This window comes from Mesorhizobium sp. LNJC391B00, from assembly GCF_000502535.1.
In the GTDB taxonomy this organism is placed as follows: domain Bacteria; phylum Pseudomonadota; class Alphaproteobacteria; order Rhizobiales; family Rhizobiaceae; genus Mesorhizobium.
The window spans coordinates 80251-98041 of record NZ_AYWI01000025.1 but is presented as its reverse complement, the minus strand read 5'-3'; the positions used below and the strand labels follow the sequence as shown (position 1 = coordinate 98041).

Genomic DNA, 17791 nt, shown 5'->3' with positions numbered 1-17791 from the left:
CAAGAAGCTCGCTCTGCGCCAAGCCGCATGACCAGCATCATGGCCGCCCCATTTTGCAGAACTTGACGCACACAACCGCGAAGGGCCGGTGCATGTGTCCTCTGGCGAGACGTGAAACGGACTGCATCCGCAGTAATGGCCAGTCTGTCGCCAGACTAGCTGCGAGGTCACCGCTCATGCTACTTTGGGGCCTTCTCGTTGATGTGGGAAGAGGCAGGCCTTGCTTGGCGACGTATTCATCAACTACCGACGGCAGACCGATTCCGGCGTGGCGGGCCGCGTCTACGATAATCTGAACCGCGCGCTTCCTGATGCATCCATCTTCATGGACGTCGACAAGCTCAACCCCGGCGATGACTTTGAGGTGGCGCTTGCCCGCAGTTTGGCCAGCTGCAAAATCATGCTGGCGATCGTGGGGCCGCAGTGGGCCGCGCTTACCGATGAGCAGGGCCAGGTTCGGCTGGAGTCCCCCGACGACTTCGTGCGCAAGGAGATCCGTACGGCACTCCAGGCTGGGGTGCGCGTCATCCCCGTGCTCGTCAACGGCGCCAGCATGCCAAAGAAAAGCGCCTTGCCACCCGATCTGCAGGACTTGGCCAAGCGTCAAGCCATGGAGGTCCGCCACGAGCGCTTCAACGACGATATGGCGGCGATTGCGTCGGCGATAGCGAGCCAGCGGCGCGGCGGCCGAGGCTCTGGCTGCTGTACGGGCTGGTCGCGACGATCGCGCTCGGCATCGGCGGGACAACGGTGGCGTTGTGGCCGAGGCCCTCCCCTTTGCCGTCGCCTATCGAGCCCGCAGCGATCGAGGCCAAAGGGTGCAAGGAAGGATTCGTCTGGCGATCGGCGATCTTCGGCGACAGCGTGTGCGTGAGTCCTGCCGACTACGGCGAGGTGCAGGCGCAGAATGCCAATGCCCGCAACAATCGTTCGCCGACCGGCGGACCTTACGGCGACAGCACCTGCCGCGACGGCTACGTCTGGCGTGAAGCGTTCGAGAGCGACTTGGTCTGCGTCACCCCTTTCGAACGCGACAAGGCCAGGAAGCAGAATGCCGACAACGCATACAACCGGATATGAGACCGTAACTCCGGGCAAGCACCGATTTATCAAGAAATTGAGTGGTGGGCGATGACGGGCTCGAACCGCCGACATCTTCGGTGTAAACAGCCGGCTCCCCCCTGAACCCCTTGGAAATCCGGGAAAAGAGCACTTCGCAATATGACGTTTTAGGCATGTTGTTCTGCCTGTGTTCGACTTTTCAGGTTCATTGAACCGAAGAGCACTTCGTAAATCTCACGCCTACCGCTCAAATGTCAGACAATTTGCAACTTCCGGACATCGGTGGCGGCTAAGCAACACGGTTAAAAGCCCTGAAATTCATTTGAGGCGCTTTAAGTGTGAAATGCTGTTTGCACGGACAGGACCCCACTCCGTCCGCAGAAGACACTCCTCCAGTGATGGCAGTCTCGTCAGTTGAGGGCACGTTGGCGGTCCTAGGGATAATCCCAGGAATAGGCGCGGCTGGGAGCCCGCGTCCGATCAACCGGGCGATTCCGCTCCGATGCAAGGAGCTCTGGCATCTGGAGCCCCGCTTCGGAATTCCACGAGCATTGAACTGATTGGGTTTTTTGTGTAACGCGACCCCATTTCTGCCCCCAAACCATACCCTGGTGTAACGTGATTTCGCTTTTTGTTCTCCTGGGCGACAAGCCAGCGGTGATCGAGCATCGCCTTAAGAACCTTCTGTCAGGTAAGGGATCGTCACCGAGGGTTACACGAGCGCAAAAGGGACCGCGCCCACTGGATTCAGGGCGTGAGTTTGCAAACGCCTGACCCGGCAGAGGAGTAACCCTGGACTGCAGAATCATCGGAGAATACGCGCGGAGCGCGTTAGTTTTTCTTGAATGCCGTCTAGGGCAGCGTTTGAGTTGCTGGCTGGTTGCAATCCCCCTCCTAAAGCGATGTAATAGATATTGGGGAAGGTCTGACTCCAGAGTCGGGCCTTATTTGGGGGAGGAATGAAATTCAGCGTCGGATGGAGTGTGCATCTGCCTTTGCGGCGGTTCAGGTTGATCTCGCGCTCCTAGCCAAGTTGTCGCGATGACCGGCGATCTTGATCATTGGCAGAAGAGATTGGAGAGGCATTTTGCCACGCTCGAGGGCGCTCGACGTGAACAAAACCTACCGGTGTTCGCTTTTGAACACGGGCTCGAACACAGTGAATTGACACACATTTCAACTCTACTGAATGAGCGCCTGCGTGATGGCGGACGACTGAGCGATCACTGGCTCGTCTGGGTGGTATACGCCGCCGAGCAGGGTTATGATTATGATGGCGATGAATATTGGACGACGTTCGAGAGCCGATCGCCATATTGGACGCTGCGTGCCGACCGCCGATCGCTTCGCGGATGGTTCTTGAAATTCCACAAGATCTATAACGGACTGAAGCCCACCGGTCCTTGGGCAGAGTGGTTTTCGATTATTGCATGGCCGATTACCCATGCCCTACTGCCTAAAGATCTCCAGTATCAATTGGCGCGAGCACTCTATGCTCTCCGCTATCAGATCGCGGCGCGCGTTAACGAATCGCCTGCCGAAATCGGTCGATACATTGCCAGGGCGTCATACGATACTAGCTCGCGCTTCCGAAACTTCCTGGAGCAGGAAGAGATAGCGGGCCGAATCGTCTTGGCTCTTTTAGGTGGGCGCTCGGACGAAGTCCAACAGTCCATCCACCCGCCCACGCTGGCACGTATCGTCGGCGATCTCCAACGGACTCGCAACGCGCGCGAGTGGCTCCACGACACCCGGCGAGTTGTCGATAGCGTCAAATTGAAGGGTGCGGCTCGGTCAGACACACACTCACCGAGCGCACAAAAGGTTGGGCTTCAGCCGGCGAAAAGTCAGAGCCTCCCGATCCGCCCAAGCCTGGTGCTTCGGAGAACTGCCACCGAAGAGTGGACCGCAGTTCTGGAGTTGCCGAGCCTGCGTGACGTTGCGGAACTCACCCCTGACCTGAGCCAGTTTCTACGGCGGACCCGTTGTTCGATAGCCGGGTCCGTTGGCCTGCTCCCTGCGGGCTGGCTGCTGGCCGGTCAGCAACGGCGAGTGCTGTCGTCATGGCCCAGAACCGATCGGCCCATTGTACAATTTGATCACGCGAACGCAGCGCTCGACCATCTGCTCCAGAGTGACGGACGGATCACATCGGGGCCACTTTGGGTGTTTCGCATCGGGTCCGACGGCCTCGCGCACGAGATCGTCGGCCGTTTGGTACGGCCAGGCAATAGCTACATCCTTGTCTCTCGCACTCTGCCCCCAGCCCTGTCGCTGAGCCAACCAACGTCGATCAAATGTGAGGGAGTTGTAGCGCAACGCCTGACCTTACCGGATCATCTCACTACCAAGCAAATTGCCGAACTGAAGTCAGTCTGGCTGTCGGTCGCTCAGACCGTGAGAATCTGGCCCGCAGGTCTTGGAGCCAGGAACTGGGACGGTGAAGGGTTCACGGAATGGCTGGAGGGCGAGAGGCCGTGCTTCGGCCTTAATCACGACCACCCCGTCAGCGGGTTCGAGGTGCAGATAAACGGCGGACCGAGCGCGAATGTGCCGGCGGCGGCACCCGGGGAAGCAGTTTTCATCAAGCTACCACCTCTGCCGATCGGAAAACATTCTCTGCTGGTGCGATCGAAACAGGACCCCGGCGCCACCGGAATTATAGATCAGCCTCTGATTGAAGGCCGCGTAACTCTGGTGGTGCGGACACCGCGACCGTGGGTCAGCGGTACGACTGGCCACGCAGGGCTCGTCGCTACCCTCGAGCCTCCGGAACCAAGTCTTGACCAATTTTGGGAGGGCGACACAAAGCTTCAAGTGGTTGGTCCCGCCGGCCACCGGATCAACATCGGCGTCGAGCTAATGGATGGAGCCGGCAACAAGCTCGCTACGGAACAAGTTGCGGATTTGTCGCTTCCAATGAGTGACGACAGTTGGCGTCGCGCTTCCGATGCATTCTCACTCAAAGAATCGGATCCCTGGGGGTATCTCGCGGCCAGTTCAGGCAACCTGGTGATCGAGAGCGACGAATTGGGGAGCTATCGAATTCCACTACACCGCGAGATTGCACCACTCCGATGGGCTTGCCACAAGAACAACAGAGGGACCATCCTGCGGTTAATCGACGACTACGAGGGCGACCACCCGTTGTCTGTAAGATTTCACTCCTTCTCGCGCCCGGCGGTTGAAGTTCCAATAGAGCCTGCGCGGATCAAAACGGACTTCATACCTACAACACCTGGAGGGCTCTTCGTTGCCAGCTATCCCAACCAGCGGCAGTCATTGGTCGTCAGCATGCCCAAGGTGGATGGCGGTTTCGCTGGCCTCTTGATTGAGCCAAGCATCGACAATTTGCCGCGCGGCGAAGGAGCTGTGAACCCCCTTCTTCGCTTGTTGGAGAGGTGGGCGACCGCTCGGCTCGTTGGACCACTAGCATTCGAACGTAGAGAACGAGTTTTGCAGAAGCTCAAGCAGCATCTGGTCAGTATTTTTTGCGGCCCCGGATGGGCCACGGCCGAAGCTGATTATCTTAGGTCGCCAAGAAATGGTGGCGATCTAACCAGGCTGTCTAGCCGCATCGGAGGTAGGTCTGCCTTCGCACTTAATCTTAATCGAGAAGCTGTTCTGCTTCGCGGTATGCCGTCTTCCGATCGCCTCGCCGAATTTACGAAATTGGCTATGCGCTATGGCCTTGCAAACAGCAATGCGTGCAAAGCGGCCCTTGAACTGTGGGAGGGGATCGAGGCGGGGCTGACCTGGGATGGTGCAACCGTCAACCGCTACGTAGCAGAAATCCGCGAACACCCCGAAGTTGTTCGAGGTGCGCGTTTGCTGTCCTTGGCGAGGCCGGGCCGACGGATTCTTCCTGATATGACCTGCGGGGGGAAGTGATTTGATATCCGTAGTTACCGACGCCGACGTTCTCGCAACCGCGAGAAAGTCGTTGGGTTTGCCCACATCTGGCGAGATCGATGATATCTACATCGCTGCATCTCTACGGCGCTTGGCAGGCTTTATGTGCCCTTGCTCGCCGAAGACGCTAATCGGATCGATGGTGGACAGCCATCGCTTCATTAAGCAAATCGACAATGGATTGCTCGACCGCATTGAGAGCGTCTTGGAATCCCTCGTCGCCATCGGCGATCTTTTGGAACTGAGCGATGTCACCACGCTTGATGAGACCGTGAAGAGCACATGGGTTTTTACAGCTCCGCCTTCATTCGTGCCGCACCCCGCTGGTAGCGCGTTCCTCCTTGGCGTCTCTGCAGACGAGGCCACGCCGTTGCCTGTCGAATTGCGGATTCGGATCAAATATCGAGGCGTAGCAAGATCCATCGATCCCACGCCATTGGAAGCCCTTGAGACTACACTTCGAGGGATGGGACTGCGTGAGCTTTCAATGGAAAGCTGGCTCCGTCACCCGAAAGTGCAGTCGGAGACGACAGTTCTTAGGGACCTTGATGCGAAGTTATCGGCACAAGGGCCGTGCGGGGAAATTGTGGACCTTCGAATCCTCGACCATACCCGCAACGCTCGGCGCTACAGGGATCGGTGGGGTGCCCCTATATCCCAGAGCGGTCGGTTCATCGTGCGTCGCGCTCAGGCTTATGGCGCCGATCTTTGGGGTTATGCCGAGTTGCGGGAGGGAAAGCCGGCGAAACTGATCGATTTCCCTCCGCCTGGTCTTCGCTGGCGCGGCTGCGACATGGCGTGGCGTGTGCAGATGGCGATCGATTCGTTGGCCGGAAATGCACAAAGGTTCAGCGTCGAGGTTTCCAAAGAGGTGGCGAGGATAGATTTCTTCTCGCCGATCCCCGACTGGGCGCGGCGTCGGCTATCCACTATCGGAGAGCAGGCCGAGCCAAGGGCCTGCCTGCTGTCATTCCTACTCCCCGAAAAAGACTTGAATTCCGAAGAGCAGTTCCTTCGTGACCACCTATTTCTTGACCGTGCGGACGCGTGAGTGAGAGAGACTAAGAAATATGACAAGAACAATTCAGGAAACTATTGATCATCTTCACGCCTCGCTTAAAGAATACATAGAGGCAACTTATCACATCGGCGACGCCACCTTGATCGGCCATCGCCGCGCTTTGCTGAACCGCGTGGGCGTAACGCACCAGGTCCCGTTTCTCGAATCGACGCCGAAGTATCAACAGGGCCAACGGTTCAAGGAGATGCAAGGCCTCTCCGCGGCGGCCCTCAGCGTCTATGAAGCCCTATCGAAAGCGCAGGACGGCCAACCTCGTCTGCTGTTCGATCCACCGTATCGGCACCAGGGCGACGCTATCCGGCATGCGCTTATCGACGGCAAGAATCTTGTCATCATGACCGGAACGGGCTCGGGCAAGACCGAATCCTTCTTGTTGCCGATCTTGGGCAAGTTCGCACGTGAAGCTTCAGAGCGACCACAAGCATTTGGTCAACAGCGGGCGATGCGTGCGCTGCTTCTCTATCCGATGAACGCGCTCGTAAATGATCAGCTAGGCCGTCTCCGAGCAATCTTCGGCGACCCTCGGCTTGCAGATCACTTCAACGGCTGGGCCGCCCGCACACCAACGTTTGCGCGCTACACCAGCAGGACGCCTTACGCCGGTGTGAGGACCGCGAAGAAGGATGGCAAAAAGCTGGCCTCTTTCGAGAGCTTTTATGTCGAGATAGAGCGTCAGGCCTCGGGTCCACCGAGCGAAGAGCAGGTCAAGGCGCAGGAACTGCTGGGTCAATTGAAGTCGCGAGGAAAATGGCCGGCCAAACCCGATCTCGAAAAATGGTTCGGCGCCAAAGGAAGCCCTTGGATCGATCGGAAGACGGGGGAGTTTCTGCGTGCTGTCACCTTGCCCGAGGACGCCGAGTTGATCACTCGGCACGAGGTTCAGGATGCTGCGCCAGACCTACTGGTAACGAACTATTCAATGCTCGAATACATGCTTATGCGGCCTATTGAGCGCTCGATTTTCGACGGGACGCGCGCCTGGCTCACGGCCAATCCCGATGAAAAGATGACCGTGGTCCTCGATGAAGCCCACCTGTATCGCGGCGCGGCGGGAGCCGAAGTCGGATTGCTTCTGCGTCGGCTCAGAGATCGCCTAGGCATCCCGACTGAGCGGTTCCAGATCATCTGCGCCACGGCTAGCTTCAGCGACCCCGAATATGCAAAGGAATTCGGATCACAGTTGTCCGGTGTGCAGGCAGCCAACTTCGAGCCCATCACGGGCGACCTCGATCTGTGCGCTCACGCGGCAGCCGGCAACAGCGCCGATGCATCTGTCCTAGCGTCAATCGATCTAGCGAATTTCTATTCGCCCGACGAGGACGAACGAATCGCGGCCATCGCTCCGCTCCTGCAGCACCGAGGCGTAGAGGGCGGGGCCGGAGCAGAAAAGGACCTCTTCGATGCATTGGAGACGTTTGCTCCGCTTGGGCTAATGGTGAACACTACCATGAAGGCCGCGAGGCCGGTCGCGAGCCTTGGCATCGAACTTTTCCCCGACTCGCTGGAAATCGCCGACGCAGCGGTGACGGCTTTGCTGGCGTTGGGAAGTGTGGCCCGAGCATCCCCTGATGCGTCGGGCCTCCTTCCTTGCCGCGTACACAATTTTTATCGAGGTTTACCGGGTCTTTGGGTGTGCATGGACCAAGACTGCGCCGAAATCACCGAGGCCGAGCGGTCCGGGATCTGCGGTCGAATGTATAGCCAGCCGAGGGAAGTCTGTGGGTGCGGCGCACGCGTGTTGCAACTCTATACCTGTAGAAATTGCGGTGCGGCGCATGCAAGAGCGCACTCCGATGACGTCGACAGTCCCAACGCGCTCTGGTCCGAGCCAGGACGCCGGCTGCGGATGCCGGGCGGCGAAACGGCGCCGCTTCTAGATCTTGATCTCCTACTGGAGGAGCCGCGCATATCCGAACTTGCCGAGGTTGCCGACTATGACCTGCAGACGGGCCGACTGAATCCGCAAGTGCTGGGGCCGAGGACGCGCTCCGTACATATTCGAAGGGACCGCATCACTCCGGCTGTGGATGACGATGGCGAGGCGGACACGCGAGCGGAAGTTCGGGGACAATTTACCCCATGCGCCGTCTGCGGCGAGAGCGCAACATTTGGCCGCACATCCATCCAAGATCACCAAACGAAGGGAGATCAGCCTTTCCAGGCCTTGGTGTCCCGGCAGATTCAGGTTCAGCCGCCCGGGCCACAGGCGCAATCATCGTTCGCACCCTTGCGAGGCCGGAAGGTCCTAGTCTTCTCGGATTCCCGTCAAGTCGCGGCACGCCTTGCGCCCAACCTTCAAATGTATTCAGTCCGCGATTCCCTGCGTTCGCTGATTGTTTGGGGCTTTGACAAGCTTCACCAGCAGTCGATGATCCGGACAATGCTCAATCTGGAGGACCTCTACCTAGCGGTCCTCCTGGCCTCTAAGGGTCTGGGCGTCAGGTTACGCCCGGAGTTGAAGGCGGGAGAAACTTTCGCGGCAGAAACAACTGTTGAACATGCAGTCGCCCAAGGTGCTCTTGCAGACGACACGGCTCTGCAACTGCTTTGGATGGAAGTTCGCAGCGATACTCCGCCGGAATCTCTCCTCGATGACATCGTGAAGACGGTGAAGGATAGATACCTTGGCCTGGAAGCGCTTGCACTCGCGTCATTGTGCGAAAGCGCGAACAAGGTCAAGGACATTCACGCGCTCCCTTCCATCCCGGGCGTCGCGGAAACCAATGAGGACAAAATCGCCCTTGCGCGGGCGTGGCTGCGCTGCTGGCGTTCGGCCGGCTTCTGGCTGAACTCGATGCCGACCTCTTGGTATAAGCGCAAAGGCCGCGGAACGAGCGTTCGAGCGCAAAAAGGCTCGTTCCAGGCAATGAGAAAGGTGCTGCCCGACAGTTTGGCTTACAAGGCATTCGACAAGACTTGGCAGCCCGCCTTGATGACTATCTTCACTGCCGAAATGGAAAGCGGGTTTAAGCGCCTCTCGGGCAAGAATCTGTCGCTGCAACTCACCGGCGATTGGATGCGCTGCGGTGCGTGCCGGTCTGTGCATCGGCCCGTGCCCACATTACCCCATTGTCTCGATTGCGGAAGCCACTTGGTAGCAAAACTTGATCCGGTCGACGATGCGGTTTTCGTCGCGCGCAAGGGCTACTATCGCGCGCCGGTCGTCGCGGCACTCATGGATCCGACCCGGGCGCCAATGGCGCTGATCGCTGCGGAGCACACGGCACAATTGAATGCGCCTCAGAGTGAGGACGTCTTCTCGAAAGCCGAAGAGAACGAACTCCTCTTCCAGGACGTGGAGTTGACGTGGGGGGCAGGCGCCAAGCGCGCTACGGCGATCGATGTTCTATCGAGCACCACGACGATGGAGGTCGGTATCGACATTGGCGCCCTGTCAGGCGTCGCATTGCGCAACATGCCACCGGGCCGTGCAAACTACCAGCAGCGAGCGGGGCGCGCCGGGCGTCGCGGTAACGCCGTTGCCACGGTTGTGGCCTTCGGCAGCGCCGACAGCCACGACGAACACTATTTCAGCGAGCCTGAGGCGATGATCGCCGGACCGGTTGTCGATCCGAAACTGACACTCGACAACGCTGACATCGTCCAACGCCATGTCCGGGCCTATCTTCTTCAGGGCTATCACCAGGAGAAGATTCCCGCATTTGACCCCAGCGCCAATCCCGACCTGTTTTCGGTTCTGGGCTCAGTCGAGGATTTCCAGACTGCGACTGCGGTGCTCAACCGCGACGACTTTGCAACCTGGCTCCACGCGAACGCGACAGTTCTTCGCAAACGGGTTTCGTCTTGGATTCCTCACCAACTAAGCGATGCGGACCGGAAAATGCTTCTCGATGAAATGGTCGTCGACTGCCTGAACGCAGTCGATAGCGCACTTGGTGCCACAAGTTTAGCCGGCCAGAAATTCGCTCAGGAAACGGAGGACGCGGATGGCGAGAGCGCCAGCGGCGAGGAAGTTCCTCCTGAGGAAGGAGAAGAGAGCCCACCCCAGAAAGCGCTCACGGGCAAGCTGTTGGACCGGCTGCTCTACAAAGGCGTCCTACCGCGATATGCCTTTCCGACGGACGTCGCTACGTTCAACGTCTTCGATATCGACCGCTCTACCTCGTATCGCCCGATCATGAAGTTCGCACCTTCACAGGGGCTCCCTATAGCATTGTCCCAATATGCGCCTGGAAAGCAGGTCTGGATTTCGGGCAAATGCTATACGTCTGGCGCGATCTACTCGCCCATGGCGGACGACCGGTTTGACGCTTGGCAGAATCGCCGCCTCTACCGTGAATGCTCCGAATGCAGCTTCGCCGAAACTGTGCCGATCGACAGCAGCCTCCAGCAAGGCGCGGTGCACGACTGCCATGCTTGTGGCGCCGAGGGGTCGTTCGGACCCACACATTACTGGCTTCGCCCGCCCGGCTTCGCTCATCCTATCTATGAAGAGGAACTCACTTCTCCGGACGACATGCCAGAGACGGCCTATGCCACGCGGGCCAAGCTGACGATGCCGACGCCATCTGATGAGGAGAAATGGATAGCGGTCAATGATCGCGTTCGGGTGATGCCTGATCGGACCCATCTACTGGTGTCAAACACCGGACCAAAGAAAGACGGATACAATTACTGCACGAAGTGCGGTCGGATCGAGGCCTCAGCCGAAGGATCGGCAGCGATGATGGGCCAACACCCCAAGCCATATCCAGATGAGAAGGAGCCGAATTGCGCGGGCAGTGGAACTACGCGCCACCTGGTGCTCGGCACAGACTTTATCACCGACATAGCGCTTTTCTCGCTGCGGGTCGCGGCGCCGCTAAAGCTTAAGCCCGGCTTCTACCCCACGGACGTTGCACTTCGAACAGTGAGCGAAGCGGTTGCGAAGGCAGCGTGCCATATGCTGGAGATCGAGGCCGGCGAGTTGATGGCCGAATACCGGCCAGCACTGACACCCGCAGGACGAAACGGGCTCGAGGCCGAGATCTTTCTTTACGACACGCTGCCCGGTGGGGCGGGCTTCTCGGGTCAACTCGCTGATAAAGGTGATGAGTTGCTCCAGCGCGCCCTATCGCTGATGAAAACCTGCCCGGAAGCCTGCGACGGCTCGTGCTATCGCTGCCTGCGCAGCTTTAAAAACAAGTTCGAACACGGGCTCCTTGATCGCCACGTTGGAGCTGAGTTGCTCGAATATCTGATCACGGGCGAGATGCAGCCGTTCAACCGGCGTCGGATCAAGGCATCCACCGAGTTGCTAAAGCAGGATCTTGAGCGGCAATCGGACGGCACAATATTCGAATTGAACAAGAACGTCTCGGTCCCGGAGCTGGGTGACGTGTCGATCCCCATCCTCGCAACACTGCCTGGTGGGCGACGCTTCGCAATCGCCTTGTCTGGCGCTCTCACCACCGACCACCCCGCCGATCCGGCCATCGCCAAACTGTGGGAGACGTGGGACGGTATCGAGGTCATTCCGATTAACGAATTGCTCGTCCGGGGCAATTTGCCAGCAGCCACGCGGTCGGTGCAGTCGCAAATCGGCACTTAGAGCGGCTTCCCGTCGCAACGACTGCAAGGGGCGCTCATGGAGGCAGAGTCGGTGTGATTCAGATCATCGGTTTGAACGAAGGACAGGAATATGAGGCTGCGGTCCATCTCCGTCGCCTAATGCTCAAGCTATGGCCTGATCTCGCGCAGAACCGGCACGATATTGTGAAAATCTTCGTCGGCTTCAAGATGTACGGATACAAGGTTGAAGACCTCGACCTTATCGTGATCGGCAGCTTCGCCGCGGCGCGCGAGTTCGACGTAGAATTTCAGTTCTATCCGCGCGACGGTGATCCTTTCGTACCAAAGGCGGCGAGCGTGAAGAACTTCGCGTTCGTCATCGAAGCTAAGTCGCACGACGCCAGCGGTGTCCGCTTCGACAACAAGGTCGCTTCGGTTCGTTACGTGCGAGGTGGCAAAGGCTTCTGGGAATGCGTTACAGAGAAGAACCGGACGCAGATGTTCGAGTTCAAGAAATATCTCTCGCGGCAGGGCTTGGACCGAATCCACGTCCAGGATCTGATCCTCCTCACTGGTCTTCGCGAGAGCGACTTGCCGAAACGGCCGCATAACTGCATTGCCGGCGATGCTAGCTTCGAACGTATCCTCAACGTGTTGGGACAGATTTCCCGGCCACACCGGAACGGCAACCGCGTCAACATCGCCTTCGGATCGGACGAGGCCTTCGACGACGTCCTATCATCGACGTTTCCGCTGTTCGATGAGTTAGAGCCGACGCCGCTCGACCGCCGGCGCATGGACATGATTGCCAAGAAATCGCTACCGGATACCTGGTTGGATGATTTGGGAGAACGACAGGTAGTCGTGAGGGGCCGCGGCGGGGTCGGGAAGACCGTCATTCTCCTCCAGATGGCGTATCGAGCATTCGAACTGCGTCAGTTCAGATCGCTGGTCCTCACCTTCAACAAGGCGCTCGTCGCCGACGTACGGCGGACAATGGCGCTCCTTGGCGTGCCACGAAGCGTGGAAGGTGGCGGCATTGGGGTCGAGACGGCCCACGCTTTCTTTGGTCGGCTGATGCTTGGCCTTGGGATCATGGCCAATTATGCAGACTTCCTCGCCAACTATGAGGAAAGTAAGGCGACACTTCTGAGCTATCTGGAAAGCGGAACAGTCACCCGGGAAGACATCGACAGTCTGCTCCTCCGGCAAGCATCGGAGTTCGACTGGGACCTTGTGTTCGTCGACGAGGGACAGGACTGGCCCCACGATGAGATATCAATTTTGCGATCGATCTACGGCTCGGAACGGCTGACCGTCTCGGATGGCGTCGACCAATATGTGCGCGAGTCGATGGCGGACTGGTCAGGTGGACTCGCCCGAACAACCGTTCGCTCCCGACGCCTGACACGTTGCATGCGAATGAAGTCGAACCTCGCATGCTTCGTCGGAGACATGGCCAGCGGCTTGCAACTTCCGGATTGGGATCTCGAACCCAATATCGAGGCGGCTGGAGGCCGAGTGATCGTTGTGGAGGGCGATCTCGCGTCGGACCCGTCAATCTTGACGCGCCTCAGCGCCGAAGCGTTAAGGCTTGGCAACTTTCCTGTCGACATGCTGGCTTGCGTGCCACCGGCAATGGTGCAGGTAGGCGTAGTCGATCAACTTTGCCGCCCTGCAGCGAATTTTGTGAAGCATGGTGGGGCCGTCTGGGACGGAACCGCTCGCGATGTTCGGGAGCACTTTCCCACCCATCGAGACCAACTACGATTCGTGCAATACGATTCGTGCCGCGGCCTGGAAGGCTGGACGACGATTAACTATGGTCTCGACGAACTGTGGGAATACAAGTTTCGCCAGTGGTTTACCGAAGGGCATCAGTTCGACGATCTATATCAGACTGCCGACGAAGCAGCGAGAAGCCATGCATCGCGTTGGGTAATGATACCTCTGACCAGGTCGATCGATACACTTGTCATCAACATCACTGGCAGTTCTAGCGTTCTCAAAGACGTGCTGTTGAGTACATACCGGAAGCGCGGTGATTTCATAGAGTGGATCGGTCCGAGCGCCTTAGAACCCGGCTTACCCGGCCGCCACGGAATCCAATAAGTCTGCATTCGACGGTGGCCGAAGACTGGCTTGGACACTCGCTGGACCCAGATCAGCCATGGCTTCGAGTGTTTTTTCTCGTTGCGATCTACCGGAGAGCCACCGCTGACGCCAGGCTTCGCCAATTGCAGCCGAAGTCTCAGGTCGGAAGTCCGCGGCCTCCATTCCGAAGAGCGCGTCGCGAGAATCGGGACCGAGTTCACATGCGTAGAACAGGCGAGGCGTTGCGTGATGGAGGATAGTGTCGCTTTCCAAGCCCAGCGCGTCGAGGCCCTCGCGGATTTGCCGTAGGCGTGGGCTTGTGCCTTCGCCGAACCGATTGTTGACGCGCCGGGATACGTGTCGGGTCTCCGCCATTATACGAAGCGCCTGAGCAGTTTCACTCCCAAGATGGAGCGTCCCGAAACCGCCGGTAAGACTTTTGCCGATCGCATTCCAACGCACGTCTGTACTGAGCCCGGGGTGATGCGCCGCCTTGAGCGACAGCCGATTGTATTGGCTCGACCCGATCCCATAAAGGCTCGTCGTTGTGAGGACGCGGAGGTCTGCGGGCTTCAAGATTGGACGTCCTGCCATCTGTGATGCGATCACGCTGACCTGCGAGCTATAGCGTTCGGAATAGGCCTCATGCACCTCGCGCGACGCGAGGAGCAACGCCACAAGCTTTCCGCCGAGGATCTCATTGTAAGGATGGATGGCGCCGCAAACGCTGACATCGGCAACGCGGCTAGAGAGGCCAGCTTTCCGGAATTCGGTGAGCACGATGTCGATGGCGCGCTGCCCACTGCGTGCAGCGAGCAATTGTTCGAGCGCGGCGGATGGGTTGCTTGTGAGTCCCGCCGCGCGAAACATCTGTTTAGCGAAGAGAAGGTGCGACAACACCTCGGCGCGCTTGCGAACGAATAGAAGGTCTTCGGATGCCCCCAACCAGTCAGGTTCATGACCAGCGTGCTTCAACGCGCCACGCATCGGTCTGATCTTCTCGCCCACTTCACGCTCTATCTCGTAGTGGGCGCGAAGCTCAAGCTCACGCGCGAAGGCTGCGCCCGACGCCTTCTGCTCCAGTCGAAGAACCGTGCTCTCCGTCGGCTCGACCATCTCAGCGGCGGTCGCGAGATCGTCCCATCGAATGGCAGCGATCGATTCCTCGAGACGGGCAAGCAGCGCTGCGGCCAGCGCGGACGGCTCCCACCTACCATCATTTAGGCGTGTCTCAGCCTCGTCTCGCAGCCACCCAATCCACTTGTCCCGAACGCTCACTCGCATCACCGGGCTCGCCAGCATGGCTATGCCGATGACGGGGCGATTTCGGCGTGCGGCGTTGCGGACAAGGATGAGGAGTTGGCGACCCGGGATCGCGCGATATTCGTGAGCCCAGGTGTGACGGAAATAGCGCCAGATATCGATCAGCGGCAGGCCAGTGTCACTGCACCTGGCCCCGGAATGGCAAATTTCGACTACAGGATCGACGACGCTGGCAAGTGCCGCAACCCGATCAGCTTCGGGCAACTTCGAAACGCGCCGCAACTCCTTAGCTAGCACCGCGCCCTCGTCTATCAGATCAAGGACCGAGCTTCGAACGCCAGGTGGCCGCACCGTGCGCCGCTCCATGTGTCGAAGGAAGGTCGCAACTGCCGGTTCGCGGAGTTGCCGCTGTCGAGCGATCTGTAGCGCTGCGCGGACCCGCGCCTTGACCTCGTCGACGGTCTGGCTGTCAGTTCGCGCAATACCGGGCGGCTCGAAAAGGATTTGGTCTTCGTCAACGGCAATACGCCATCCCTGCTCGAACAGGTCCGCCACTAGAAGACAGACTGCCCTGAGCTTTGCGCTAGAGCCATCGTCGACATAGCGCCGAGCAAGTGATCGAAGTGCGTCGGCAAAACTCGGAGGCGACCCTTCGGCGAAATTGAGAAGCAAGTGGAGTTCTTTGCGCTCGTCGGGCGCCAGGAAGGGAGAGAAGGCGCGGAATCGGCCCGGACCAAAATGATCCTCGCGCTCTGACATCCCTTTCGAATCCCCTTTCCTTGGCCACTTCGCCGACGACACTGCTCATGCCAAAAATGCGCACCATGCGCTAGTGCCCGGTCCACTTATGCACTTACGTTCCCACCGTCAGTGGCGGGAATTGAGCGCGAGACCAACCCATCTGACCAATCCTGAAGCAGGCGCTCATAATCGGACCGGCGTCGGCCTCCTGACGAGATGGCGCGATCGCCAATTTGGACCACAAGCGCGCGAAGTGCCTGAGCGGTCTCGATGGCTGGAGTTGCCCCGCTGAAAAGCGGATGCCTGTCACTGGGTCGGAGGACCAGGCCGGGGCCGCCTCGTGTCAGCAGCGGAACCTTGCGCGCGGGTCGGCGGCTTCGCCCCGAAACCGACGGCTTCGACATCTCGTTGTGCGTTGCGGGATCGCCCTGTAACCGGTCAACACTGCGCTGTTCGAGCTTTGCCGATCGCACCTTGCCTCGGAGTTGCTCGATCGCCTTGTGCAGGCCGGCCTCGCGGAGGGCGTCCCAAACTGCGGGAGTTACTGAGACCTGCTGCTTGGACGTAGTGACGCCGAACATCTCATCAAGCGGCGCGGAGAACTCCACTTCAACACGAATGTACCGGTCGTTGTTGACGAAGACCGTCCAAGGCGCGCTCGTCTGAACGTCAATGATCCGTCCATTCCGACTGAAAATCAGACCGTGATAATCCCTGAGGATCGGGAAGCGGGCGTTCGCGTTGAGGCCAACGGCGTCGCGCGTCTTGTCTATCGCGCCAAAACTCGGCGGAAGCCACGCGTAGCGGAGGGATATCTGGCCTTCCTGCTCGGGTGCAGCAGGATTGCGGACCTTGATATCTATCCGGTCGAGCGGTTGGGCACGATCTTCGTCTAGCAGGAAGAACTCACATTCGGGGGTCAGGAACAGAGGATCAATGGGAACAATACGATGGCCATCAACATGGATCGCAGTCTCTTTGGCCAGCTTGTGATAAGTCACGCCGAAATGTCGGACGAGGTTGGTTCGCATTCCCAACGTTGTGGTCCAATCAAGACGGTCGAGCTTCTCGATGAGGACAATAGTTCCAGAATCCCATCCCTCTGAGAAAGTCTTTCTTAGATGCTCGCTGACGAAGGCCGGGAGTCTTGCTCGTCGAGCCGACGGAAGCGTCACATCCCCGGCGGAATTGCGATACTTCCCCGCATCTAAGGCATCGAGATCCAACGTAACGGCGAATAGTTGGCCTCCCGCCAATTTGGAAATGATTGTGAAACGTCGTCCGATACTGACCGCTGAACAGGGCAAGCCGTAGCCGTAGCGACCTAGTCCAGTGCGATCATTCTCCCGGTGGGTCCCGCCCCACATCATCGCGAGCCGCAGCATCTCGGGCGCCATCCCGTGCCCATCGTCGATGACTGCCAGTTGAGAAGGTTTCTTGAGCGAGACGCTTTCGTGATAGCCGAAGACCAGGTCAACGCGCCGGGAGTGGGCCTGGATGGCATTGTCAATGAGTTCGGCGATCGCGTCCATATTGCTGCGATAGCCGACGTGTCTGATGCCTCTGACAAAGGCCTCCGGGATCGTGAGCCCAGTTTGGCTCTGCCGAAACTTTCGATCAGCATATTTGCGCTGAGCCGACAGAACCAATTCGATCGCGCTGAGTCCTCCAACTATCGCCATCTGCATCCCTCTTGCGCCAATCCAATTGATGTTACGAGTTCGTCGCGTGCGCAAACCCATGCTCGCCAAGTACAGCAGCCGGAACGCACTCGATGCATCCTCGGCAGCTCATCTGTCATCTCTTCATCCACATTTAAGGGTCCGAAGCCGATGCTTCGATCTCCCGCGTTTCGCACTCGTGGCGGATGAAAGCTCCGAATACCCTGATACTGCTGGCCAAGCCCCTCGCTGCCCGTCAACTGTTTAACGTTCAATTTGCAGCCCCACAAGTGTGTCGACTATGAACTAACAGGGCAAATGTGAAATTATAGATATTTGATTTTCGCGATACAAACCGGACTTATTTTTCATAAATGAAGCACATAGTTTATGGTCAACTATTAAGCTTAACTTAAATAATACGTTATCTCTACTATAAACTTAAAATTATCTACATTAATATGCT

Annotated in this window: 8 protein-coding genes; 6 read left to right on the top strand and 2 right to left on the bottom strand. The window is 58.5% G+C overall.

The window, feature by feature from the left end; translation table 11 throughout:
• Positions 1–220 precede the first annotated feature (220 nt).
• From X750_RS1000000165485 to X750_RS134730, 6 genes are all read left to right on the top strand, one after another.
• Positions 221–874 (top strand): toll/interleukin-1 receptor domain-containing protein, encoded by a 654-nt coding sequence (locus X750_RS1000000165485; RefSeq protein WP_084567223.1) that lies wholly within the window; start codon positions 221–223, stop codon positions 872–874.
• A complete protein-coding gene (locus tag X750_RS01000000163550; protein WP_084567222.1) occupies positions 871–1080 on the top strand; it encodes a hypothetical protein in 210 nt (69 codons plus the stop codon). Before X750_RS1000000165485 ends, X750_RS01000000163550 begins: the two co-directional genes overlap by 4 nt.
• Before the next feature lie 1023 nt (positions 1081–2103).
• Positions 2104–4953, top strand: coding sequence for a hypothetical protein (locus tag X750_RS134715; RefSeq protein ID WP_023749009.1), 2850 nt, complete (start codon positions 2104–2106; stop codon positions 4951–4953).
• A gap of 52 nt (positions 4954–5005) precedes the next feature.
• The gene (locus X750_RS134720) at positions 5006–6025 is read left to right on the top strand and encodes a hypothetical protein (protein ID WP_156932500.1); all 1020 of its coding nucleotides are present in this window, start codon (positions 5006–5008) and stop codon (positions 6023–6025) included.
• Between the two features lie 19 nt (positions 6026–6044).
• The gene (locus X750_RS134725) at positions 6045–11606 is read left to right on the top strand and encodes a DEAD/DEAH box helicase (RefSeq protein WP_023749007.1); all 5562 of its coding nucleotides are present in this window, start codon (positions 6045–6047) and stop codon (positions 11604–11606) included.
• 53 nt (positions 11607–11659) lie between these two features.
• Positions 11660–13678: a hypothetical protein gene (locus X750_RS134730; protein WP_023749006.1), complete on the top strand. Its 2019-nt coding sequence runs from the start codon at positions 11660–11662 to the stop codon at positions 13676–13678.
• On the opposite strand, the gene X750_RS134735 is transcribed toward X750_RS134730, so the two are convergent.
• Positions 13652–15682: a Druantia anti-phage system protein DruA gene (locus X750_RS134735; RefSeq protein ID WP_023749005.1), complete on the bottom strand. Its 2031-nt coding sequence runs from the start codon at positions 15680–15682 to the stop codon at positions 13652–13654. The two genes, X750_RS134730 and X750_RS134735, sit on opposite strands and share 27 nt — an antisense overlap.
• An 86-nt stretch (positions 15683–15768) precedes the next feature.
• Positions 15769–17346 carry an ATP-binding protein gene (locus X750_RS01000000163545; RefSeq protein WP_050588832.1) on the bottom strand — a complete coding sequence of 526 codons (1578 nt, stop codon included), beginning with the start codon at positions 17344–17346 and terminating at the stop codon, positions 15769–15771.
• Between the last annotated feature and the right edge of the window lie 445 nt (positions 17347–17791).

Coding starts and splice junctions, on each gene's coding strand:
- X750_RS134715 (WP_023749009.1), top strand. CDS start 2,104: ATGACCGGCGATCTTGATCATTGGCAGAAGAGATTGGAGAGGCATTTT.
- X750_RS134725 (WP_023749007.1), top strand. CDS start 6,045: ATGACAAGAACAATTCAGGAAACTATTGATCATCTTCACGCCTCGCTT.
- X750_RS134735 (WP_023749005.1), bottom strand. CDS start 15,682: ATGTCAGAGCGCGAGGATCATTTTGGTCCGGGCCGATTCCGCGCCTTC.
- X750_RS01000000163545 (WP_050588832.1), bottom strand. CDS start 17,346: ATGGCGATAGTTGGAGGACTCAGCGCGATCGAATTGGTTCTGTCGGCT.